This window comes from Hymenobacter sp. GOD-10R (assembly GCF_035609205.1).
Classification (GTDB): domain Bacteria; phylum Bacteroidota; class Bacteroidia; order Cytophagales; family Hymenobacteraceae; genus Hymenobacter.
The window spans coordinates 2455982-2478011 of the sequence record NZ_CP141184.1 but is presented as its reverse complement, the minus strand read 5'-3'; the positions used below and the strand labels follow the sequence as shown (position 1 = coordinate 2478011).

Below are 22030 nucleotides of genomic sequence, written 5' to 3'. Positions count from 1 at the left end.
GCCGCTCGAAATAGTGGCTCATATTTAAACAAAGCCTGTTTCGAGACGACCGTTTTTATTACCTGTTTTATAGCATTATACATGGTCACTTACTACTATTAGCGGCGGCAGTTGGCTCCACTTCCCTCTGATATACTTCCGTACTGTTTGTGACTAGCGTGCTCTTAGCTAGGCTGGTTCGCTTACGGCTTCTGGCATGCCCAAGCAAGATATAGTTACTTCTTGGAAACTAGTGTTCTGAGCGGCAAATAGCTATTGGCCGGTCAACATTACCGACCTTTGCCCCTTCACCTAGCTTTTTTGCTCGATGGCTGATAACCGCCGCTCTGCCGCCTTTTATATGACGGCCACCACCCAATTTGGCCTGGAAGAAGTATTAGCCAATGAGCTACGGCAACTTGGTGCTACCATCGACCGGGTAGGCCAAAGGGCCGTTGAGTTCAGTGGCAACAAGCAGTTGCTTTACGAAGCGGTGCTGTGGTGCCGTACGGCCATGCGCATCCTGAAGCCCTTCGCTGGCTTCTACGCCCGCGACGAACGAGCCCTGTACCGCGAAGTCAACCGCGTTGACTGGCAGCAGTTTATCCAGCCAGACCAGACCTTCGCCATTACCGCTGTGGTGAACAAGTCAAGCTTTGAACACTCGCTGTTTGTGGCCCAGCTCACCAAGGACGCCATTGTGGATCAGTTCCGTGACCGCACCGGTCAGCGCCCCAGCGTAGATGTAAAAAACCCCGACATCCGGTTGCACCTGCACATGCTGGAGAACGAAGTGACGCTCAGCCTCGATGCGGCCGGCGACTCCTTGCACCGGCGGGGCTACCGCCAAGGCACCAACGTGGCGCCGCTCAACGAGGTGCTAGCTGCGGGCCTGCTTTTACTCACCGGTTGGGATGGTCACAAAACACTCATTGACCCTATGTGTGGATCTGGCACGCTGCTTACCGAAGCGGCGCTTATTGCCCAGCGCATCGCGCCTGGGCTGTATCACCAAGGCAAATTCGGCTTCGAGAACTGGCCTGATTTCGACCAGGCCCTGTGGGAGTCAGTACGGCTTGATGCGCGCCAAGCTAGGCTGGAAGAGCCACAGGCTTACCTAGGGGGCTCCGATCTTTCGGGCGAATTCATCAACCTAGCTCGCCAGAACGTGGCCGCTGCTGATCTAGAAGACTTTATCCGTCTCTCCGTGCGCGACGTGAAAGACGCCAAGGCACCCGCGCGCGAAGAGCCCGGCATCGTTATCATGAATCCGCCGTACGGAGAGCGGATTGGGGAAGAGACTGAAATGGCAGCTCTCTACAAAACCATTGGCGACACGCTCAAAAGTGGCTTTCAGGGCTACGACGCTTACGTATTTACCGGCAACTTAGAAGCGGCCAAACGCATCGGCCTGAAGACCTCGCGCCGCATTCCGCTGTATAATGGCCCGATTGACTGCCGCCTGCTGAAGTATGAGCTGTACCAGGGTACGCGCAAAATCAAACCAGATGTAGCCTAGGTTATTCATTTGTTAATGGCTCTTGAACCTATTATGTTGGTTTCCAATACTCTTGAAATCCAAATTCGTTCTGCGTTGTTAGGCCTTGCGGTTGGCGATGCCCTAGGTGTACCGGTTGAGTTTGAAAGTCGTGCCAGACGTAAGCTCGATCCGGTCGTGACGATGCGGGCGTACGGCACCTATAATCAACCCGCGGGCACTTGGTCGGATGATGCTTCACTCACGTTTTGCCTAGCCGAGAGTCTGTGTCGCGGCTATGATCTAAGAGATTTGAGCCGCCGCTTTATCAATTGGTACGAGCACGGCTACTGGACTCCGCATGGTGAGGTATTCGATATTGGCGTCACCACCCGCGAAGCAATTCAGCGCTCTAAAGCTCATCCTGAGCTGGTTTTAGCCGGCCGAACCGACGAGTATAGCAACGGTAATGGCGCGCTGATGCGCATTTTACCCCTAGCTTTCTACCAGACCGATGCCCCATTGCGGGAACGGTTTCGATTGATTTTGGATGTTTCGGCGGTGACGCACGGACATGTTCGCTCGGCTGTAGCGTGTTTGTTGTATTTAGAAATGGCTGTGCATCTACAAAATCAACTTTCCCCAACGGATGCCTACGCGCGTCTGTGTCAGGAAGCTCCAAGCAAGCTTTACGAGTTGAATATTCCTGCTCAGGAAGCTGATCGGTTTGAAGTAGTGCTTAGTGGACGCTTGATGGATAGACCTCGAACAGCCATTGACAGCAGCGGCTACGTGTTGCATACATTAGAAGCCGCACTTTGGTGTCTGTTGCGCTACGAAACGTACGCTGAAACGGTCTTGGCTGCCGTGAACCTAGGCGACGATACAGATACAACCGGTGCTGTAGCCGGCGGCTTAGCCGGATTGTATTACGGCGAAGCCGCTATTCCAGCGGAGTGGTTACAGGTGCTAGCACGGCGGTCCGACATTGAAGAATTGAGCCACCGGCTAGCCTTGGCCGTTCAGCGCTGAAACTGGTACTCGTTGCGCAGCAAGAAGGTCGTGTCGCCCTGGAAGCGCACTTCTTTGCGGACTGAGTACTGCCGCTCCGCCAACAGTACCGTACGCCGGATGGTCGCTGGCCGATTATCGTCTTGCTCCTCTCCCACCAAAACCAAGCGTAGCGTGCGCTGAGGCAGTTGTTGCTTGCTCTGCACCTGCATTACCAAACCATCCCAACTCAGTTGAGAGCCAGCACCTTGCACGCGCAAATGATCGATGCCCTTGACCGTTTTACCACTAGGTTCGAGGTAGGTATAGTTGAGTGTTAACTCCTGCGGAGTGCTTCCAACTACATTCAGCTGGGTAGGTAGCGTAACAAGCTGTTGATTTTGGTAGTCGCGGTAGGTGAGCGTACCCTGCCAGCCGGGCTGCAGCAACGGCTGAAGATCGGCACGGGTTACTGCATTGGGTTCTGTCAGACGTTGCGCTTGGGCGCAAACTAATGTCAAACAGCTTAAAACGGCTGTCAGCGCGCCTGCTTTCCATGAACCAGCAACTACTAGGGGCCGGCGCTTACCTAGCCAATTATCTAGTGAGAACCGCCCACCACCTAGACTACTCAGTAATACAAACGCCCAAAATAACAGCTGCTGGTAGTACATACCTAGCAGAAATTCAGGCTTTTCGTACCAGAAAAAGGCGAGAACTAAGAACTGCATAGCGAGCTGCGCAGCCGCCAGACGAGTAAACAAACCCGCAGCCACCAACAAGCCGCCCATAAACTCGCCCCACACGGCCAGCGCCGCCCACAGGTAAGGAGACGGAAAGGTGAAACCTAGGTTGGCTACTTGCTGCACAAACCAATCGGGTGCGCCCAAGGTGTTAGGGTGCGTCAGGAGTTTATCCCATTCCGTCGTGGCGCTCAGGTTCACGAGCTTCGACCACCCAGCTCCGAGGGCAATCGACAGCCCCACGTGGATCCGAAATAACAGATAGATACTATCCTGAGTCAACGAGCTAGACATGGCAGTAGCAAGCAGTAGCTTTTTCATAACGGAGGAGTAGATAAAGCTAGGCTTAGCGCGACAGCGAAGGTTGGTAATCCATGCGCAGGTTCGTGTCGCCGGTGACGCGTAAGTCGAGATTGGCTTGCTGAGCAGAAGGGTTCAGGAGCAGTGCCGCCGAACCAGCTCCGAAGCTGAGCGTAGCGTGCTTACCAGGTGCGAGCGTGGCTTTGCCGAAGATGCCCCCACCGCGAGGGCGCTCTTTTATGGTGACCGGCACGGTGCCCTTGTTGTAGGCAGCTACTTTGAAAGTGCCTTGCTGCTCACCACCGAGCACAAACTGTTTGCCTGGCTCGATAAATAAATCGGAGCGAATGTGGCCGGCCCAGCAGGCAGTAGCAGCTAGCAGCAGGATGCCCAACAGTTCTAGTAGTGGGCGGCGGGCGGGAAACGGAGTCGTCATGATAAGCGGCAGTTGAGGTGAAACGATGACCAAAAGAAGCTCCATCCGTTCCGCCCTGCGCCCCGACTTACGACCTGGGACGTCCCAATTTATACATTGCGCCGAGCTGCCTCGCTGGGCGTGGTGCCGCGCAACTTGCGAAAGACGCGGTTGAAGGTCGACTTCGAGTTGAACCCCGATTCGAGCGCTACAGCTAGCAGCGTGTAATGCCGTAGTTGAGGGTCGCGCAGCTTGCGTTCGGCTTCCTGCACGCGGTATTCATTGATGAAGTCGTTGAAGTTCTGCCCACAACCCGTATTAATGACCCGCGACAGCCACGAGGTATTAGTGCGCAACTGGGTTGCTAGCTCACCTAGGGTCAGCTCGGGTGCTAGGTAAGGTCGCTTGGCGCGCATGTGCTCGAGCAAGCGCTCCGTCCAGCGTAGCAGCTCTGGGTCGGCTTCGAGAGTTGCTAATGGTTCGGCAAGGCTAGGTTCTCCTACTGCCGTTTCGGATAGTGCCGACGCAGTGTGGACCGGTACGGCGGATGGGGAAAGCGTCACCAAAGGCTTAGGCTCGTGGCTTGTTGCCTCCGCAGCAACAGCAGGCACAGCTACTTCTGCTGCGTCAGGCACGGGCGAGAAGTGTAGCGGCGCCGTTAGCCGGTGGTTGGCGAGCAGGCCGGCAATGCTTAGATAGTAAATGAGGATACCCGTGAACAAGTAATCGTACCAAGACTGGACATAGTTTAGTGGAAACAGCGCCGCATTTACTACCTCAAACACCAGCGTGACGCCCACGCCCACCAACACCGCTACTACCACGTTGCGCAGCCAGGCAAAACGAATTCGCTCCGTATCAGAGAAGTTATCGTTGACGTAGCGACCATAGGCGCGGTAGTCGCGCAAGGTCAGAGAGGCATAAAGGGCGATAGATACGTACCCTAGCACCTCGGGCCAGAAACCAAAACGAGCCGTTTGGAGCCAGACGGATAGCGTGCCTTTCGTGCCAAAATGCCCGCGCAACGGCTGTCCCAGCAGGGCATGCTCCCATCCGACATCGTAGAGGAACATCAGAAGCCGCCAACTTAGGTACAGCAAGGCCGGCGCGAAATGCCACCCGTCACGCCGCCGAAACTGGAACGCTTGGTTCGTGAGGCTGCGAAAGTAGAAGTACAGCGCCGGCCCAACTGCCAGCCAGTTGTTGAACGGAAAGTAGAACATGAAGGTACTGAACGCATCGTGCGAATCGTACCAGCCAGCGAAGCCCAACATCCATTGTGTTACTCGCGCTACGCTCAGCAGCAAGAGCAACGCCAACCAGCCATCAGCCGGCGTGCCGTGCTGGCGGCCGCGTGTAAGCAATACCACACTTATCACGATGCCTTGCACAAAGCAAGGAAGAAGCAGGACGCTGTAAACGTTGAAGATGAACGGCATAGCGCAAAGGACGGCGCTAGGCTGAGCTTGCGCAACTGTCTGTGCGGTTCAACTTAGTATTCCATCAAACAGAACGCCCATGCAGAGCTAGCCGCAGAATTTTTCCGCTTGTAGAGACGCAAAATATTGCGTCTCTACGTTGCTGATGTTGTTTACCTAGATCAGTTGTTTAACCAAGAAACGCGACGTACGGCGTTTCCACCTCTACAGTTTGCTAGGCAGCGTATTGCCGGCATGCCTCTACGCACTGGCGGCAGGCGGCGGCGCAGTACTGGCAGTGGTCGTGCTCATGCTTGCCGCACTCGTCGGCGCATTTCTGGCAGATTTCGATGCACTCTTTGATGACGTGCTGGGCGTGCTGGGAGCCGCGAGCAATGAAGGCGGAGGTGAGTCGACAAATGTCGGCGCAGTCTCGATCCAGCTCGATACAAGGTACCATCATCTGGATAGTATCCTCGTGCAGGCAGGCATCGGAGCACATTTCGCAGGCGGCAATGCAGCGAGCTAGGGCGTCGAGGATGGTTTGGTTGGTTTGCAGGTTGGCAATGGTTGCAGACTGGTTCATCGTGTAGTGGAATTAAGTAAATGTTCATCCAGTATACGTCTGTGCTCAACGGTAGAGAGGTGCACCATTACGCGGAAGATGTGCACGATTTGTGCCCGCTTATGGTTTATTAAACCTCGGAAGTCCCCGCTAATCGCCGTATTTTTACCGAATGTTATTTGCGCCCGAACCCCTAGCTCCTACTCTCGACTCGGCTCGCCGCGTCCTGAAGCAATACTACGGTTATGACTCTTTCCGGCCTATGCAGGCTGATATTATCGAGTCCATTCTCGGTGGGCGCGACACGGTAGTGCTCATGCCTACGGGCGGCGGCAAATCGGTTTGTTTTCAAGTACCGGCCATTGTGCAGGATGGCGTGTGCGTGGTCGTTTCGCCGCTTATTGCCTTGATGAAAGATCAGGTGGAAGCCCTGAAAGCCAATGGTGTGTCGGCGGCTTACATCAACAGCAGCGTGGGTCAGGGCGAGCAGACCAGCATTGCTTCCGACTGCCTCAATGGCTACCTGAAGCTATTATACGTGAGCCCGGAAAAGCTCCTATCGGAAGGCTTCTTGCAGTTTTTGCGGCGCCTGCGTATCAGCATGTTCGCCATCGACGAGGCGCACTGCATTTCGTCCTGGGGTCACGATTTCCGACCCGAGTATACCCAGCTGAAGCTGTTGCGCGAGCAATTTCCGCAGGTACCCATTATCGCCCTTACGGCCACCGCCGACCGCCTCACCCAGCGCGACATTCAGCAGCAGCTCCGTCTGAATGAGCCTAGGGTATTCCTCTCTAGCTTCGACCGGCCTAACCTTAACCTCATCGTGCGCCCCGGCCAGGATCGGGTGGGTAGCATCGTGGAGTTTGTGGAGCGCCACCCCAATGAGGCCGGCATCGTGTACTGCCTCTCGCGCAAGCAGTGCGAAACCATGGCCGAGAAGCTGAAAGCCAAGAAGATCCGTGCGGGCCACTACCACGCCGGCATGACGCCCAACCAGCGCGGCGCGGTACAGGAAGCCTTCCTAAAGGACGACTTGCAGGTGATTGTGGCCACTATCGCCTTCGGCATGGGTATCGACAAGAGCAACGTGCGCTGGGTAATTCACTACAACTTGCCCAAGAACATCGAGGGCTATTATCAGGAAATTGGTCGCGCGGGCCGCGACGGCGCCCCGGCTACGGCGCTGCTGTTCTACAGCTTCGGCGACGTGATGAGTCTGCGCGACATGCTCACCAAGGACAACCCTAGCCTCACCCAGCTGAATCTTACCAAACTGGAGCGTATGCAGCAGTTTGCGGAAGCGGCTAGCTGCCGCCGCAAGATTCTGCTCAACTACTTCGGGGAGGTGCTTCCCCAGGACTGCGGCAACTGCGACATCTGTCGCAACCCGCCCACGACCTTCGACGGCACACTGCTCGCGCAGAAGGCATTATCGGCGGTAGTACGCACGCGCGAACGGGCCAGCATCGGCTTGCTCATCGACGTGCTGCGCGGTATGCGCAACCAGGCCGTGCTCACCGCCGGCTACGACCAGATCAAAACCTACGGCGCCGGCGCCGACCTCCCCTACCTGGATTGGTACAGCTACATCCACCAGATGCTGAACGATGGCCTGCTCTACATTGCGTACGAGGAGGGCTATGCTTTGAAAATCACCGACCTAGGTCGGGAAGTACTACAAGGCCAGCGTACGCTGGCGATGAAGAAGTTCCAGCCCACTGAGAAAGCCGAAAAGCCGACCCGCGCCAGCAAGAAAGCTTCCGCTGCCGCGCAAGCTTCCAAGCCTGTTGACGCCACAACTGCGTTGTTTGACAAGCTGCGTCAGCTCCGTAAACGCATTGCCGACGAGCAAAACGTGCCGCCGTACGTCATCTTCACCGATACTACGTTGCAGGAAATGGCGGCTGAGCGCCCCATATCCCGCGTGGCTATGCTCGCTATTTCGGGCGTGGGCATGAAGAAATTCGAAAACTACGGCGACGTGTTCATCAAGGAAATCCTTGCCTATGGTGGCGCTCCTAACCCAGCCGACGCCATGGAAGCCGATGACGCCGAAGAAGTTGAAGAGGCTCCCGTAGCCCGGCCTGTTCGCAAGAAAGATGTTGGCGACACGCACGATACAACGCTTCAGCTGCACCGCGTAGGGTTAAGCGTAGAAGCCATTGCTGAGCGCCGCAACTTAAGTCCTGGCACCATCCGTGCCCACATCGAAACGCTTTACGCCAAAGGCTTTCCCATCCGGCTGGAGGAGTTTCTGACGATGGATGAGTTTGCCGAAATCCAGACGGCCATTGGGCAGCTAGGTGGCTCGCCATTACTACGTGACCTGTTCGACCACCTGCGCGAGAAGTACGATTATTTCAAGTTGCGCTTAGCGCTGCACTACCAGAAAAAGCTGCGCGGCGAGTAACTTTTGGCATCAAGCCAGCTCTAGTTTAGTCTAAAGCCTGGGCTTTGCTTATGGCTGAATGATGACCGTTGAGAATAGCACTCTACGGGTTATTCAGCGATAGGCAAAGCCCAGGCTTTTCGCTGTATCATCGTCACTAACCCTAGCTCGACTATTGCTGAAACTTATCTTAGCATCACCGCAAAAAAATTAGCAAAACTTTAAGCTAATTGAATTAGTAATACCGCAAAGATGTTACTAAATTCACGAGCCGATATGTACTTGAATAGGAAGCCTTTCCCCGGCTCTTTGCGCAATGATCAATACTAACCTTAAATACTGGCGGCGTGAGCTTAGCCTGACGCAGGCCCAAATGGCTGAAAAGCTAGGCATTAAACGCTCATTGGTAGGCGCTTACGAAGAGGGCCGCGCTGAGCCGAAGCTCACTACGCTCGTCAACATGGCCCGCTTGTTTGGCATTACGCTGGACGCCCTCGTGACGACCGATTTTAGCAAGAAGAGTAAAGCCAAAACTGCTATCCGTCATTTGGAGCCCGTGAACACCACGCCGGAGCCGCCCCGCCCCGCTGGCAACTTGCGCGTGCTAGCCCTCACGGTAGATAAGGAGCAGAACGAAAACATTGAACTAGTTCCGCTGAAAGCTAGCGCCGGTTACCTCAACGGCTACGCTGACCCTGAATTCATCGAGGAGCTGCCGAAGTTCCGCCTGCCCATGCTCGGTTCGGGTGGTACCTACCGCGCCTTCGAGATTTCCGGCGATTCGATGCTGCCAATTGCTTCGGGTACCGTTATTGTCGGTCGTTACGTGGATGATTGGCTGACCTTAAAGGACGGTACGCCGTGCATCGTGGTGAGCGCCAAAGAAGGTATCGTGTTCAAGCGCGTGTACAACCGTCTCAAGAATGCCGCTACCCTCAGCCTGCACTCCGACAACCCCGTGTACTCGCCCTATGAAATTGACGTGCAGGATGTCGTGGAAATCTGGGAGGCCAAGGCGTATATCAGCAGCACCTTCCCTATTGCCGACCTCTCGCTGAACCGTTTGGCCAGCATCGTACTGGATCTGCAAAAGCAGATGACTACGTTGAAAAAGGCATAACACACTCCAGAATTCCAGCTTTTACGTCTACCGGTCTGAAGACAGTTACTTGTCTTCAGACCGGTTTTCTTTTGTATTTGGCAGCTTAGTGCATGGTTAAGTAACAGATCCTAGCTAACTTCCAAATGCCCGGCCGCGTATGCAGAGGTAGGGTTACTCCCTTTAACCTCTATTCCGACCCTTATGCTTAAGTACATCCCAGCTACCGACCGCCACCATGCATCGCCCGTGCAATGGCTCAGCAGCTACTTCCTATTCAGCTTCGCTGACTACTACGACCCCGATAATCTTCACTTCGGTCCGTTGCGCGTATTCAACGACGATAGCATTGCCCCACAATCGGGCTTTCCACAGCATCCGCATTCCGAAATGGAAATTGTGACGCTGGTGCTGGATGGCGAGGTAACCCACGAGGACACGATGGGCAACAAAACTGTTATTAAAAAAGGTGAGGTGCAGCGCATGACGGCAGGCACTGGCATTGCTCACTCCGAGTTCAACCGCACCGACAAGGCCCTGCATATCTATCAACTCTGGTTCATTTCCAACCAGAAAGGCCTCAGCCCCAGCTACGAGCAAAAGGATATTGACTTTCTGAGTACGAAAAATGAGCTTGTGCCGCTCGTGACGGGGCAAAAAGTGCTGGAGGATGTTGTATACATGAATTCCAACAGTGCCGTGTACTGGGCTAACCTAGGTGCCGATAAAGAAATTCTGTTCCAAACGTTTCCTATTCGGAACACCTTTATTTACGTCAAAGAAGGCACCATCTTCATCAATGGCACGGAGCTAGGTATCAACGACCAAGCCCGCATGACCGACGAACACGTAGTAGAGATTCGGGCAAGCAAAGATGCCCAGTTTATTCTGATTGATTTGCCAGCCAGCGAGGCCAACTACTAACGCCACGCACTCTATTCTAAACGCAAAAAGCCGGTCCAACTGACCGGCTTTTTGCTGTTATGCGCGCTACCAAAAAGCTATTCTACGACTACCCGCTTAACTACGCGACCTTCGCTTGTGTCGAGGCAAACGAAGTATACGCCAATAGCTAGGGTCTTGAGTATTATGCCTGAAGGCATGGTCAATTGCTCAGCCACTAGGGTACGGTCAATCATGGTTTGACCTACCACGTTAAAGATGCGCATACGAACTTCCTGATTGTTCAAGCGGGCGGGCAGCATCATTTGCGCTTTCAAATGGGCTGGGTTTGGGTAGACGCTTACCTCATCGCTTAGCCTCTTATTGTCACTCTGATTCAGCCGCACACTCACGGTTTTGCTCCCGTTGTTCACCGTTGCAAAATCTAGGTCGCCATCGTTGTCCACGTCTCCCAGGGCCAAGGCGTACGGCCCCTCTCCTACGCTCACTTCCTGCTTGAGGGTGAAGGCGCCCGTACCGTTGTTTGTGTACACCTCAACGCTATTGCCTGTATAGTTAGCGGCTAGCAGATCGAGGTCCCCGTCGCCGTCAACGTCGTTCAGAGAGATGCTGCGTGCTCCCGTACTCAGTGCTACTGCTTGTCCATCGCTGAACAAGCCGGAGCCGTTATTGAAACGGATGCTAGCCGTGTTTGTATTCAGGTCGCCGGTCACCATGTCGAGGTCACCGTCGCCGTCGATGTCCCCGAGTTTGACGGCGTGTGGGCTCAGTCCTACACTTACTTCCTGGTTGCCACCAAATACTCCTTTTCCATCGTTCAACCGCACACTAGCCGTTGTGGTATTGGAGTTAATAGTCACGAAATCAATATCCCCATCATTATCTAAATCGCCAGCGGCGACGCTCATGGGGCGCGTACCCACTGTCACCTCCTGGCCTTCAGAAGCAAATTGGCCGGCACCCTGATTAAGACGCACGCTCACAGTGCTCGTAACATAGTTGCTGCTGCTATCCACGTAGTCAGCTACCAGCAAATCTAGGTCACCGTCACCATCGACGTCAGCGAGGGCTAGGGCATGCGGGTTTTCGCCGGTTTTGACTTCCTGAGCGCCGCCAAAAGTACCTTTGCCGTTGTTTAAGCGTACGCTTACGGTGCTAGTAGCCGTATTGGCGTTAGCCGTGAGCATATCTAGGTCACCGTCGTTATCCACGTCGCCGAGTACCACTTGGTAAGGGCCGTAGCCTACTTTCACCTCCTGCTTGCCACTGAAGTTGCCCCTGCCATCGTTGAGCCGCACGCTCACGGTGCCATTCGTGTTGTAGTTGGAGACAAGCATGTCGAGGTAGCCATCACCATCGATGTCACCTAGGGTCACACTGGTAGCGTTGTCGCCAACCACTGGGTCGGAGCCACCGCCGAAGGTACCCGTGCTAGGGCTGGTAGCCGTTGTAAACTGAAACACATGTGGTGCCGCCAGATACTCTCCACTGCTGCCCTGGACGCCTGTGGTAACAGTAGCGAAAATCGTTTCGCCGGGCTTGAAGCTGGTGCTGGGTGTAAATCTGAGCCCATTGCTTCCCACGCTTGTTACATTACCTTTCGGGCAGTTCGCTTGGCTGCTAAATACCCGCAGGGCTGGCCCTTGCTGGTTGTCGCTCGGGCGCAAAGCCTGCGTGAAGGTAGCCGTGATAGCCGTAGTACATGGCACGGCATAGGCATTGCGGGCCGGCGACACGCCCTGAATAGTAGGAGCTTGCGCATGCGCTACGCCCGTCCCGAGAAGTAAGCAGAAGTTGGCGAGACCTAGGACACGTACCAACTGATGCGTTGACACACGAGTCCAGCCAGACGAAGTAAGTGTAGATAATATCATAAGCACGGGCACTGCGGACCAAAGTGGAAGCCAAGTATTCTTGAGCTTCTACTCTTCCGTTTTTGGGTGGATAATGGCGTAGATAGGCGGCGAAAACGTGTCTGCTTCAAAACTCGAACCATCCACACCGTAGATCATAGTAAATATACGTCTGTATCTATAGATATGTTTTATTTAATCCTTAAATATTTACAAAAATTAGCTATCTGCCTGAATGAGTGTTGCTAAGCTTGCACGTGCTTTATAGGCAAAGAACAACTTATCCTCCGCGTATTTACATCCAGATGCTAGAGCACCCACGTGGCAGAGAGTCCAAAACCATTATTTTTTCTACTTATTCAATATTTTTTTCTATTCCGCTGCTCAAAAGCAATCCGGATAGAGTACAAGCGCTTGTCACACTGGTTGCGCTACTACCGTCTATTATGTAGCGTCTCAACCTGGGAAGCTAGAGCGCTTTTCTTTTGCCTGGTAACGGGCGAAGTTTGAAGCAGGCACTCATGACCCTAGCAGCAGTAGAGTAGCCTCATTCAGAAGCACTGGCACTTACTAGTAGCGTTGTGTTTGGCGCCTTGGATGAAGCTGCACAACAAAAATTTTCGGCACAAAGGCCGCTCTTGCCGTATGTAGGTGGATTGAAAACAAACTTCAGCACTTATGTCCCGAACGATTATTGTTTCCAACCGTTTGCCCACGAAGGCTCACCGCACTGATGCGGGGCTAGAATTTACACCAAGCGAAGGGGGGTTGGCAACGGGGTTGGGTTCTATTTATCGTGCCGATGGTAATATCTGGATTGGCTGGCCTGGCCTTGTGGTCGAGGAGCCGGCTGAACAGCAGCACGTAATAGAACAACTACAAGCCGATAGCATGCTTCCCGTTTTTCTGACGGAAACGGAAATTCGGGATTTCTACGAGGGGTTCAGCAACGAGACGTTGTGGCCCACCTTCCACTACTTCAGCCAATACGCTGTTTTTGACCAGCAGCATTGGGAGGCGTACGTAGCCGTTAACGAGAAATTCTGCGCCGCCGTGCTGCAAGAAGCCGGCCCCGAGGACACCATATGGGTGCACGACTACCAGCTTTTGCTGCTGCCCGAGATGGTGCGCAAAGCGCGGCCAGATAGCAGCATTGGCTTCTTCCTGCACATCCCGTTTCCCTCACACGAGATTATCCGGGCCATGCCGTGGCGCGAGGAGTTGTTGCGAGGCATGATGGGCGCCGATCTGATTGGCTTCCACACCTACGGCTACATGCGCCACTTCCTGAGTGCGGTGTCGCAGCTGCTCGGCTACTCAAGTCAGAACGGCATGATTGAAGCGGGTCCCCGCAGCGTGCTGGTGGATGCCTTCCCCATGGGCATCGACTACGATAAGTACGCGGAGCTAGCTGTTTCGAAAGAAGCTGCGCAAAGCGAGCAGAAATACCGGGAAGCCCTCGGCGACGTACGCGTCATCCTGTCCATCGACCGCCTCGACTATACCAAAGGTATTGCTCAGCGTTTGCTCGCCTACGAGCTGATGCTCCAGCGCTACCCTGAATGGCGCGAACAAGTAACGCTGTTTATGCTGGTGGTGCCCTCACGCGACCAAGTAGAGAAATATAAGGAGTTAAAGGAGGAGATTGACGAGCTCGTAGGGCGCATTACTAGCACCTACCGCACGCTGTCGTGGAATCCGGTGCAATACTTCTACCGCTCCTTCCCCATCGAAGACCTAGCTGGGTTGTACCGTTTGGCTGAAGTGGCCTTGGTATCACCTATGCGCGACGGCATGAACCTGGTAGCAAAAGAGTTTGTGGCTTGCAAAGGCGACCGGTCCGGTGTGCTCATTCTGAGCGAGCGGGCCGGAGCAGCGCGTGAGCTTTCCGATGCTATTATCATCAACCCCAGCGACATGCAGCAGGTAGCGGAGGCTATGCACGAAGCCCTGATCATGCCGGAGCAAGAGCAGCGGCAGCGCATGGCTAGCATGCAGGCCCTGGTACAGCAGTACAATGTGCACCACTGGGTTCAGCTCTTCATGGACCGCCTCACCTACAGTAAGATCAAACAGCAGACGCTGGCCACTACTAGGCTCGATGCGGAAGTGCTGCAAGAAATAACCGAGCGGTACAGAACGGCCAAGCGGCGCCTACTATTTTTGGACTACGACGGCACGCTTGCACCCTTCACCAAAAATCCGCAGAAGGCCCGCCCCGATGAGGATCTGTTGCAATTGCTGCGAGCGTTGAGTTCCGATGAGAAAAACCGAGTGGTTATCATCAGTGGGCGCGACCGGAGCACGTTGCAGGAATGGCTAGGTCACCTACCGCTTGACTTCATTGCCGAGCACGGCGTGTGGTACAAAGCGAAGGATGAAGAGTGGACCATGGCGCAGGCCCTGCGCAACGATTGGAAGCTTGAAATTCGCCCAATCCTGAACATGCACGTCAGCCGAACGGCGGGCTCCTTTATTGAGGAGAAAGACTACTCACTGGTGTGGCACTACCGCCGCGCCGATGCCGAGCTAGCCGCTGTACGGGCCCGTGAGTTGATTTCCCACCTCAACTTCCTGGCAACCAACAACGACTTGCAGGTAATGGAAGGCAACAAAGTGGTAGAGGTAAAAAGCACCGGCGTCAATAAAGGCATAGCGGCCGGCCGCTGGCTGGCTAACTACCCCGACACTGACTTCGTCCTAGCTATGGGCGACGACCGTACCGATGAGGACACGTTCCGCGCCATGCCCGAGGACGCCTTTACGGTGAAAGTTGGCGGTACGGGTCGTTCGTTGGCCTTGTATCATCTGGATAACGTTAGTGAAGTGCGCCGCACTCTGCGGACGCTGCTGTAAGGCAACGTGAAGCCATAAAAAAAGCTAGGCCCGCCGAAAGCGAGCCTAGCTTTTTTTATGGCTTCACGTTGCCTTACAAGAAATTCGGTCGATCTAGCTTCTTAGCAATGCGGTAGGCAGCGTTCATCAGTCCTACGTGGCTGTAGGCCTGCGGGAAGTTGCCCCACTGGCTGCCCGTTTTGGCGTCTACGTCTTCCGAGAGCAGACCTAGGTGGTTGGTATACGTGATGAGTTTTTCGAACTCTCGTTTTGCGTCTTCCAAACGACCAATGACGGCCAGCGCTTCCACGTACCAGAAAGAACAGATTAGGAAGGTCGTTTCGGGAGTGCCGAAGTCGTCGGGGTGACGGTAGCGGTAGAAAAGGCCTTCGGGTGTTTTGAGCGCTTTTTCCAAAGCTTCAACGTGCGTCCGAGCCCGCTCCGACGCGGGGTCGAGGTAACCCATCAGGATGAGCTGCAGGCCGCTGGCGTCGAGGTGGGGCGAGCCGATGGCGTTGGTGTACGCGCCCTGCGCCGGATCGTAGCAGGCTTCTATCTTCTCAGCCGCTTCGCGCATCAACTCCTTGGCTAATTTCTCCATATCCTTGTTCTGCAAGTAGCTAGCTACTTTGCACGCCGCATGGGCACCCGCCCAGTGAAACAGGTAGGTGTAGCAGTGGTATTGCGCAATGTGCCGGAACTCCCACAGGCCCGCGTCGGGCATGTTCATGGTTTCCTTGATCAGCCGCAGCGCCTCGTACATCATGCGCGAAGAGTTCACCCGCTCATCATCCCGGAAGCGACGGTCGACGTAGAGTGGCAACAGCGCTACCAGCACCTGACCGTACACGTCGTTCTGGATGTGCGTGTAGGCGTCGTTGCCGATGCGTACGGGCTTATTGCCTAGGTAGCCTTCCAAGTCCAACTCCTGTTCCACGAGTTTGCTCGCGCCACCAATGCCGTAGAGCGGCTGGTACTTGTCGTGCACCTTGGTAGAGATGTTGGCAATGTACTGGAAGTAGCGCTCCACTTCCTCAAAGTGCCCGATGTTGTTGAAGGCCGTGAGGATATAATACGTGTCGCGCATCCAGCAGTAGCGGTAGTCCCAATTGCGGGTGCTGCCGGGTGCCTCGGGCAAGCTGGTGGTGGTAGCCGCAATGATGGCCCCGGTATCTTCGTACTGGTGCAGCTTCAGGGCCAAAGCCGAGCGGATCACCTGATCCTGGTAGAAGTTACTGATGCTGGTGCTCTTCACCCACGTTTGCCAGTATTGCAGGGTATTGCGCAAAAACTGCTCGACGGTTTTTCCCAAAGAGGCTTCCAGGGGCGCGCCGTACGTCAGCACCAGATACTTGGTCTCGTTCAGCACGAAGCACTCTTGGTCGATGATGTAGGTGAGCGGGATGTCGGTGGTGAGGCGAATTTCTTCGTCCAGCCCTAGGTAAGCAATGTGGTTGGAGCTGCGGCGACGGCTAAGCTGCAAGCTGCCGTACTCGCCTACGGGGTTGCAGGCAACCTTCACCCGTGGCATGCCCGACAGCGGCTCGATCTTCCGGATGATCATGAGGGGCTTGTAGTACCGGTCGTACTGCGAGAAGCGCGGCGCAAAGTCAGTGACGCGGTACCGGCCGTTTGCATCCTCAATTTCGGTGCACAGCACGTTGGTATTCTCCACGTAGTACTGGCTGGACGTGAACTGCTTTTCCGCCGGGCGGACGCTAAACTCGCCGCCTTTCTTGGAATCCAGTAAGTCGCCGAAAATGAAACTGCTATCGAAGCGGGGCCAGCACAGCCAAGCCACCGACGTGTCTTTGCGAATGAGGGCTAGGTAGGCGCAGTTGCCAATCAGACCTAGGTCGTAGGTATGCTTTGTCATAGAGGAGAGAATAAGCGAGGGCCCGTGCAACGGGAAGGCTATTCAGCGTAGTACCGCATCGGCGCCGGTCGGGTTGCCTTTCCAGCTGAGTTTGCCGAAAATGGCTCGCCTAGATTACCCCTTCTTCCTACACCAACCGAAAAGCGGGCGCAGTCGACTTCTCTCCCACTTTCTCGGTGAGTTGGTACTATTAATTGAAAAAAGTGAACGGATCTACTACTAGCTAGACGGCAGGAACAGAGCTAGCTACGGGTTTCGGAGCAACGAGCCATTCCCAAATTGGCGCGCTCCTTGCGCGCAGCAGCGCAACCTTCCCATTGTTGTACACAGGCGGCGCGTTCTACCTTTGTGCACCAATGCTTTTTTTCACCCTCTGACCTGAACCGCTCGTGCGTTTTCCTTTGGGCATTCGCGGCCTTATCGGCGCCGTTGTTTCACTGCTTCTTTTTGTCTCCTTCGCAACTCAGGCCCAAACTGCCTTTTCGACCCAAACGCAAACGCCCGGTCCGCTGCTGCGCGACCTCACGTTGCGCATCGATACGGCTAGCTATGCGCTGAGTCGCAACACAATTGCGGTGCAGGGCGAGCCCAACCTGTACTTCTACTACCAAAAGGAAGACGAAACCGCGGAGCTGCAAATCTACCCGACGGTATTCCGGGCGAATGCGCCGCTGCGCCTCATCCGCTCGGCCGACTTCCAGTTGGTTGACTCGGTAACGGCGGTAAACAATAGCTACTACCGGGCGAAGATCCGCTTTAAGGAACTGACGGCCGCCCGCTTTCTGCGGCTCAGTTTTGTGCAGGTAGGCGACACTGCTGGCCGGGGCTTACAAACGCAGTCGGTGAACCTGCTGCCCGTCACGCGCACCACGGTGGAGTTACGCGTCAACGACCCTGAGCTGTACATCGGGGAAGAAAAAGTGTTTGAGCTGCGCAGCAACAACCCCATCAACGTGCGCACCTCTCCCGAGTGGACTCGCGGCCAGGATATTGATTACCGAGTGACCCAAGAGAAAGGCTTGCTGCGCCTGCACGTGCTGCCCAACAGCCTAGGTAGCCGGGTGCTCACGGCACGGGTGCAAACCGAGCGTCCCTTCCTGACCGACAACAACCGCCGCCTGAGCAACTCCTTGCCGCCGTTGCGCCAGGAGTTTACGGTGAAAGCCTCACGTCTGCGCTTTCTCAACGTCGATAAGAAGGAGGTGACTATCGATGATATTTCACGCCGGCGCGGGGCCGAAATTATTCTGGACAACGGGCGCAGCTTTGAGCTGCGGCGCACCTACCGCATCGAAGACCAGGAAGAACCTGGTGGGACGCTGATTGCGGAGCTTTTCACCCGTAGCTACCTCACCAATGACCGGGTGCTGTGCTGGGTGCGCGTATACAACACCCACCGCCTCACCGATAGCTACCTGTATATCAAGGAAAACGACCAGGCGAAGTATATCACCAACTTCACCGTTGCGCCCAAAACCGCTATCAACGCGGTGAGCGTGCGGCACCGGGGCGGCGATTGGGTTTCGAACACGGGCGTGAGTCCTGGCGAAACGGTGGACGTGCGCTTGGAAGGCGAGTCGCTCGGACGGGCGCGGTTTCACTTCGAGGATGTACAGGTAGTGCCCTCCGACTCCAGCACCCGCACCGACGTGGCCGTGGTGTACCGTATTCAGGTGCCCGTTACCATTGATAAGCGGCGTATTACCATCTACAACAACGGGCAGCCAACCGGGCAGAGCCTAGCCGTACGCGAATTCCAACGCCCCCACCCTCTCGACTTCATCAACGTGACATTTGGGGAGTCGCCGCGGCCGGTTACGCGCCTCAACGGCCCCGTACTCTACAACCGCACCATCAGCGACGTGGTGTTCAGCTTCAACACGGCGGGTATCGACTCCGACAAGCAGCTCTACGGCAAGCAATACCTCATTTTTGATATTCGCACGCAAAATGCCAAGGGTGAGCTGATTGAGATGCGCACCGTCGACAACGTTGTGGTGTGCCCAGACGAAAGCTCGGTGCGCGCCGCCTTCTACCAAGATAAGCTGTGCCAGGTAGGCAACATCAGCCTCAACAACCTGCTTTCTTCCCGCAAAACGTACTCGCTCGATGATTGGAGCACCATCATCATCACGGTGCGCCACAACCAGGCCCAGTACCAGGAACCCGGCTTCACCCAGAAGCTAGAGTTGGTGTTGCAGCGCCGCGTGAAGTTCGACATCGACATCAGCTTTCCTGGCGGTCTGCTCACGAAGTACAGGGACGAGTCGAGCTTTACTTCATTTGGTGGTATTTCGCTGGCCTCACTAGCGCAGTTTAGCTTCTATCACCCCACCAAAATCAACAAGCTACGGCCTTATAAGATCGGGGCGGGCTTTGTGGCCCTCAATGCGTTCAACCTGAGTGAAAACTCTGATGTCAGGCGCGACCTAGGCATTGTCATACTCGGCTCGGTGTACCCCACCCGCGCCGATGCCAAGCTCACATTTCCGCTGTACCTAGGTGGTGGCTACCTCATGAACAAGCGCGCGCCCTTCTTCTTGTTTGGGCCGGGCATTGGAATTCGATTGTAGCTCTTTTTCGTTTAGCTTTTTGGCCCCAAACAGCGAAGCCCACGATCTAGGTCGTGGGCTTCGCTGTTATCGTAAGCTAGGTTGCCACCGCGCCTCGCCGCTATTCAGCGTCTTGCTCTCCGGCGTCCTCCGAGGGAGCAAAGCCCGAAGTGAAGTTACGCACCGCTAGCTCGATGCTGACGATGGTGCCGCGGCCGGGACGCGAATCGACTGTTAGGGTACCGCCGAGCAGATCGACGCGCTGCCGGATACCCGCCAGGCCAATGCCTTTGAGTGACCCCGCATCGGCGCTAGAGTTGAACCCCACGCCGTCGTCTTCCACGGAGATGGAGGCGCGGCCCTCTTCGTGCACCACGTGCACGTATACCTCCTGTGCCTCCGCATGCTTAATAACGTTGTTAAGCAGCTCTTGCACAATGCGGTAGATAGCTACATCGAGCAGGCGAGGGCGCGGCTGCTCTAAGCCATGCAGCTGCATATGGATGTGCAAGTTTTGCTTCGGAATGCGCTTGCTCAGCTCCTGCAAGCCGATTTTTAGGCCAAAGTCTTCCAGAATGCCAGGCGTCAGCTCGAAGGAGATGGTGCGCGTGGCCCGGATGGCTTCGTCGAGCAAGGTCATGATGACGGCGCGCTGATTAGGTTTCTTCTCCGAAAGATTTTCTAGATTGAGCTTGGTAGCGTAGAGCAGCTGGCCCACGCCGTTGTGCAGCGCCTCGGCAATGCGTTTGCGCTCCTCTTCCTGCGTGGTTAGGATGGCCGATAGCACCTCCTGCTGTTGCCGAAGCTGCAGGTTCGTAGCTTCGGCAGCCAGGCGCACGCGCTCGGTCACGTCACGGATGAGCACCAGGCCACCACTTACCTTTTCTTCCGCGTCGAGCAGGGGCACCAAGTACGATTCGAAGTACCCGGGCCGCTCGTAAAAGCTTAGGTTGTAGCGCGTGATGCTCCGGCCAGCTAGCACCTCCCGGATAGCCTCTCCCTGCGAGCTGTTCCAGTAATGCGGAAACACGTCGAACACGTCGCGCCCTAATAGGTCGGCTTCCAACAGGCCCGTTTGCTGCACCATTACTTGGTTCCAGGCCGTGAGGCGCCGCTGTTGGTCGAAGGCTAGAATGCCATCGACGCTGTTGTCGAGCAGACCCTGGGTGAATTCCTTTTCAGCCCGCAATTGCTCCTTCTGCTGCTCCAGCTGGGTCACGTCGTGCAACAAGCCGATAAGACGGGCGGCGTTTCCGGAGGCGGTGCGCTCCACTTGACCGCTGATGGCTATGTAGCGCACACTGTTGTCGGCTAGCAGCAGGCGATGCTGAAAATCGAAGGCACTGTGGCTAGCCAGAATATCACCTAGCTTTTTGCTTACCCACGCTAGGTCTTCGGGGTGCACCACGGACCGTATCACGTCGAAGGTGAGCTGCTCGGTGGGTGGCGCCTGCAACAGCACCCGGGCGCGCTCGTCCAGCTCCAGCACATCGGTGTCGGGCGTCCAGCTCATCACCCCTAGGCCACCTGCCCGCAGCGCAGCGCTAAGCTGAGCTTCGCTCTCGCGCAGGCGTTCCGTGTATTGCTTGTACTCGTTGATGTCGCGCCACACAATGTGAACCAGGGGCTGCCCTTCCAGCCGAATGGGAGTCAGCACGGCCTCCATCCAAATTTCCTCCCCACTCAGGGTATACATCAGCGCCTCACAGCGCATAGACCCCTGTTCGAGGGCTTGCTGTACGGAGCTGTTGAACAAATCCTGCGTGAGCTGCCCATCTGGCTGGTACTTCGGCGCGTGCTGCCCAGGCTGGGTACCCACCAGGGCGCTTTTGTGCGAGGCACCTAGCAGCTTCAGCGCGGCCGGGTTACAGTCGATGAAGTAGTTGTTTTGCAGCAAGACAATGGCGTCGGTTGTCTGCTCAAACAGCATTCGAAACTTAGCCTCGCTAGCGGCTAGTGCTTGCGAAGCCGCGTGGCGCTCAGAGATGTCGATGATGGCGATGCGGCACACCGGCACCTGGCTGGTAGGAGCATTCAGGGTCACGCCTTCCAAACGCACGAACAGCGGTCGGCCACCCCGGGGTTGCAACTCCAGTTCGCAGGTTTGGCGGTGGTCAGACTGCCGCACGTCCTCCCAAAACTGCAAGAAATGGCTGTGGAACGCTACGCTGACGAAAGACATAAAGCGTTGGCCCTGTACGCGTTTGCGCATACTATTCAGCTGCTGGGTAGCAGCTAGGTTCAGCTGCTGAATAACGCCCGTGTCGGTGAGCGTTAGATAGCCAATGGGTGCAAACTCGTATAGGTCTTCGTACTGAATGCGGGCCGTTTGAGCTTCCAGTTGGGCTTGCAGCAGCTCTTCGTACTGCATCTCTAGCTCAATCTGGTGCGTTTGCAGTTCCTGCACCAGATGCATAACGTCGTCTGGCGTGCGGTGAGCAGCAGCCTGGGTCACCAGCTCCCGGCGCCGCTCAGCCCGCTGGCGCAGCAGCGCCAAGGCTTTATCAGCATTGCGCCGGTGTGCCTGCCGCTCGTTGTCGTCAGATTCCGCCATCTCTTCTCGTATGCTTGAGTGTTTTATTGTGATTCTGTGACCTAGTTCGGTATTATTCTTCTACGCATCAACCTCAACC

14 protein-coding genes are annotated in these 22030 nt (G+C 55.6%); 7 read left to right on the top strand and 7 right to left on the bottom strand.

Annotated features, from left to right (window positions below):
* Positions 1-307: 307 nt before the first annotated feature.
* Positions 308-1498: a THUMP domain-containing class I SAM-dependent RNA methyltransferase gene (locus SD425_RS09985; protein WP_324678023.1), complete on the top strand. Its 1191-nt coding sequence runs from the start codon at positions 308-310 to the stop codon at positions 1496-1498.
* Positions 1499-1513: 15 nt separating this feature from the next.
* A complete protein-coding gene (locus tag SD425_RS09980; RefSeq protein ID WP_324678021.1) occupies positions 1514-2488 on the top strand; it encodes an ADP-ribosylglycohydrolase family protein in 975 nt (324 codons plus the stop codon).
* Here SD425_RS09980 and SD425_RS09975 read toward each other — a convergent pair.
* The 4 genes from SD425_RS09975 to SD425_RS09960 form a co-directional block, all read right to left on the bottom strand.
* Positions 2479-3510: a DoxX family protein gene (locus tag SD425_RS09975; protein ID WP_324678019.1), complete on the bottom strand. Its 1032-nt coding sequence runs from the start codon at positions 3508-3510 to the stop codon at positions 2479-2481. The genes SD425_RS09980 and SD425_RS09975 overlap by 10 nt on opposite strands.
* A 25-nt stretch (positions 3511-3535) precedes the next feature.
* Positions 3536-3925 carry a hypothetical protein gene (locus tag SD425_RS09970; RefSeq protein WP_324678017.1) on the bottom strand — a complete coding sequence of 130 codons (390 nt, stop codon included), beginning with the start codon at positions 3923-3925 and terminating at the stop codon, positions 3536-3538.
* 89 nt (positions 3926-4014) lie between these two features.
* On the bottom strand, positions 4015-5343 hold the full coding sequence (locus tag SD425_RS09965; protein WP_324678015.1) for an AraC family transcriptional regulator: 1329 nt from the start codon (positions 5341-5343) through the stop codon (positions 4015-4017).
* Positions 5344-5557: 214 nt separating this feature from the next.
* Positions 5558-5908 carry a four-helix bundle copper-binding protein gene (locus SD425_RS09960; protein WP_324678013.1) on the bottom strand — a complete coding sequence of 117 codons (351 nt, stop codon included), beginning with the start codon at positions 5906-5908 and terminating at the stop codon, positions 5558-5560.
* Positions 5909-6059: 151 nt separating this feature from the next.
* On the opposite strand from SD425_RS09960, the gene recQ reads away from it, so the two are divergent.
* From recQ to SD425_RS09945, 3 genes are all read left to right on the top strand, one after another.
* Positions 6060-8300, top strand: a complete 2241-nt coding sequence (recQ, locus tag SD425_RS09955; protein WP_324678011.1) for a DNA helicase RecQ — start codon at positions 6060-6062, stop codon at positions 8298-8300.
* A 295-nt stretch (positions 8301-8595) separates the two neighbouring features.
* Positions 8596-9399, top strand: coding sequence for a LexA family transcriptional regulator (locus SD425_RS09950; RefSeq protein WP_324678009.1), 804 nt, complete (start codon positions 8596-8598; stop codon positions 9397-9399).
* Positions 9400-9582: 183 nt separating this feature from the next.
* Positions 9583-10302, top strand: coding sequence for a pirin family protein (locus tag SD425_RS09945; RefSeq protein WP_324678007.1), 720 nt, complete (start codon positions 9583-9585; stop codon positions 10300-10302).
* 77 nt (positions 10303-10379) lie between these two features.
* On the opposite strand, the gene SD425_RS09940 is transcribed toward SD425_RS09945, so the two are convergent.
* Positions 10380-12155, bottom strand: a complete 1776-nt coding sequence (locus SD425_RS09940; protein ID WP_324678005.1) for an FG-GAP-like repeat-containing protein — start codon at positions 12153-12155, stop codon at positions 10380-10382.
* 657 nt (positions 12156-12812) lie between these two features.
* Between SD425_RS09940 and SD425_RS09935 the strand changes: the two genes are divergently transcribed.
* Positions 12813-14990, top strand: a complete 2178-nt coding sequence (locus tag SD425_RS09935; RefSeq protein ID WP_324678003.1) for a bifunctional alpha,alpha-trehalose-phosphate synthase (UDP-forming)/trehalose-phosphatase — start codon at positions 12813-12815, stop codon at positions 14988-14990.
* Positions 14991-15063: 73 nt separating this feature from the next.
* On the opposite strand, the gene SD425_RS09930 is transcribed toward SD425_RS09935, so the two are convergent.
* Positions 15064-16845, bottom strand: a complete 1782-nt coding sequence (locus SD425_RS09930; protein WP_324678001.1) for a glycoside hydrolase family 15 protein — start codon at positions 16843-16845, stop codon at positions 15064-15066.
* A 389-nt stretch (positions 16846-17234) separates the two neighbouring features.
* Between SD425_RS09930 and SD425_RS09925 the strand changes: the two genes are divergently transcribed.
* A complete protein-coding gene (locus SD425_RS09925) occupies positions 17235-19418 on the top strand; it encodes a hypothetical protein (RefSeq protein WP_324677999.1) in 2184 nt (727 codons plus the stop codon).
* Between the two features lie 100 nt (positions 19419-19518).
* Here the strand turns inward: SD425_RS09925 and SD425_RS09920 are convergent, their stop codons facing one another.
* The gene (locus tag SD425_RS09920) at positions 19519-21951 is read right to left on the bottom strand and encodes a PAS domain S-box protein (protein ID WP_324677997.1); all 2433 of its coding nucleotides are present in this window, start codon (positions 21949-21951) and stop codon (positions 19519-19521) included.
* Positions 21952-22030: the final 79 nt, after the last annotated feature.

What these genes read in the sequence shown, in the direction of transcription:
- SD425_RS09945 (WP_324678007.1), top strand. Translation starts at nt 9,583, where the DNA reads ATGCTTAAGTACATCCCAGCTACCGACCGCCACCATGCATCGCCCGTG.
- SD425_RS09920 (WP_324677997.1), bottom strand. Translation starts at nt 21,951, where the DNA reads ATGGCGGAATCTGACGACAACGAGCGGCAGGCACACCGGCGCAATGCT.
- SD425_RS09985 (WP_324678023.1), top strand. Translation starts at nt 308, where the DNA reads ATGGCTGATAACCGCCGCTCTGCCGCCTTTTATATGACGGCCACCACC.
- SD425_RS09935 (WP_324678003.1), top strand. Translation starts at nt 12,813, where the DNA reads ATGTCCCGAACGATTATTGTTTCCAACCGTTTGCCCACGAAGGCTCAC.
- SD425_RS09930 (WP_324678001.1), bottom strand. Translation starts at nt 16,845, where the DNA reads ATGACAAAGCATACCTACGACCTAGGTCTGATTGGCAACTGCGCCTAC.
- SD425_RS09975 (WP_324678019.1), bottom strand. Translation starts at nt 3,510, where the DNA reads ATGAAAAAGCTACTGCTTGCTACTGCCATGTCTAGCTCGTTGACTCAG.
- recQ (WP_324678011.1), top strand. Translation starts at nt 6,060, where the DNA reads ATGTTATTTGCGCCCGAACCCCTAGCTCCTACTCTCGACTCGGCTCGC.
- SD425_RS09970 (WP_324678017.1), bottom strand. Translation starts at nt 3,925, where the DNA reads ATGACGACTCCGTTTCCCGCCCGCCGCCCACTACTAGAACTGTTGGGC.
- SD425_RS09980 (WP_324678021.1), top strand. Translation starts at nt 1,514, where the DNA reads ATGGCTCTTGAACCTATTATGTTGGTTTCCAATACTCTTGAAATCCAA.
- SD425_RS09965 (WP_324678015.1), bottom strand. Translation starts at nt 5,343, where the DNA reads ATGCCGTTCATCTTCAACGTTTACAGCGTCCTGCTTCTTCCTTGCTTT.
- SD425_RS09960 (WP_324678013.1), bottom strand. Translation starts at nt 5,908, where the DNA reads ATGAACCAGTCTGCAACCATTGCCAACCTGCAAACCAACCAAACCATC.
- SD425_RS09940 (WP_324678005.1), bottom strand. Translation starts at nt 12,155, where the DNA reads ATGATATTATCTACACTTACTTCGTCTGGCTGGACTCGTGTGTCAACG.
- SD425_RS09950 (WP_324678009.1), top strand. Translation starts at nt 8,596, where the DNA reads ATGATCAATACTAACCTTAAATACTGGCGGCGTGAGCTTAGCCTGACG.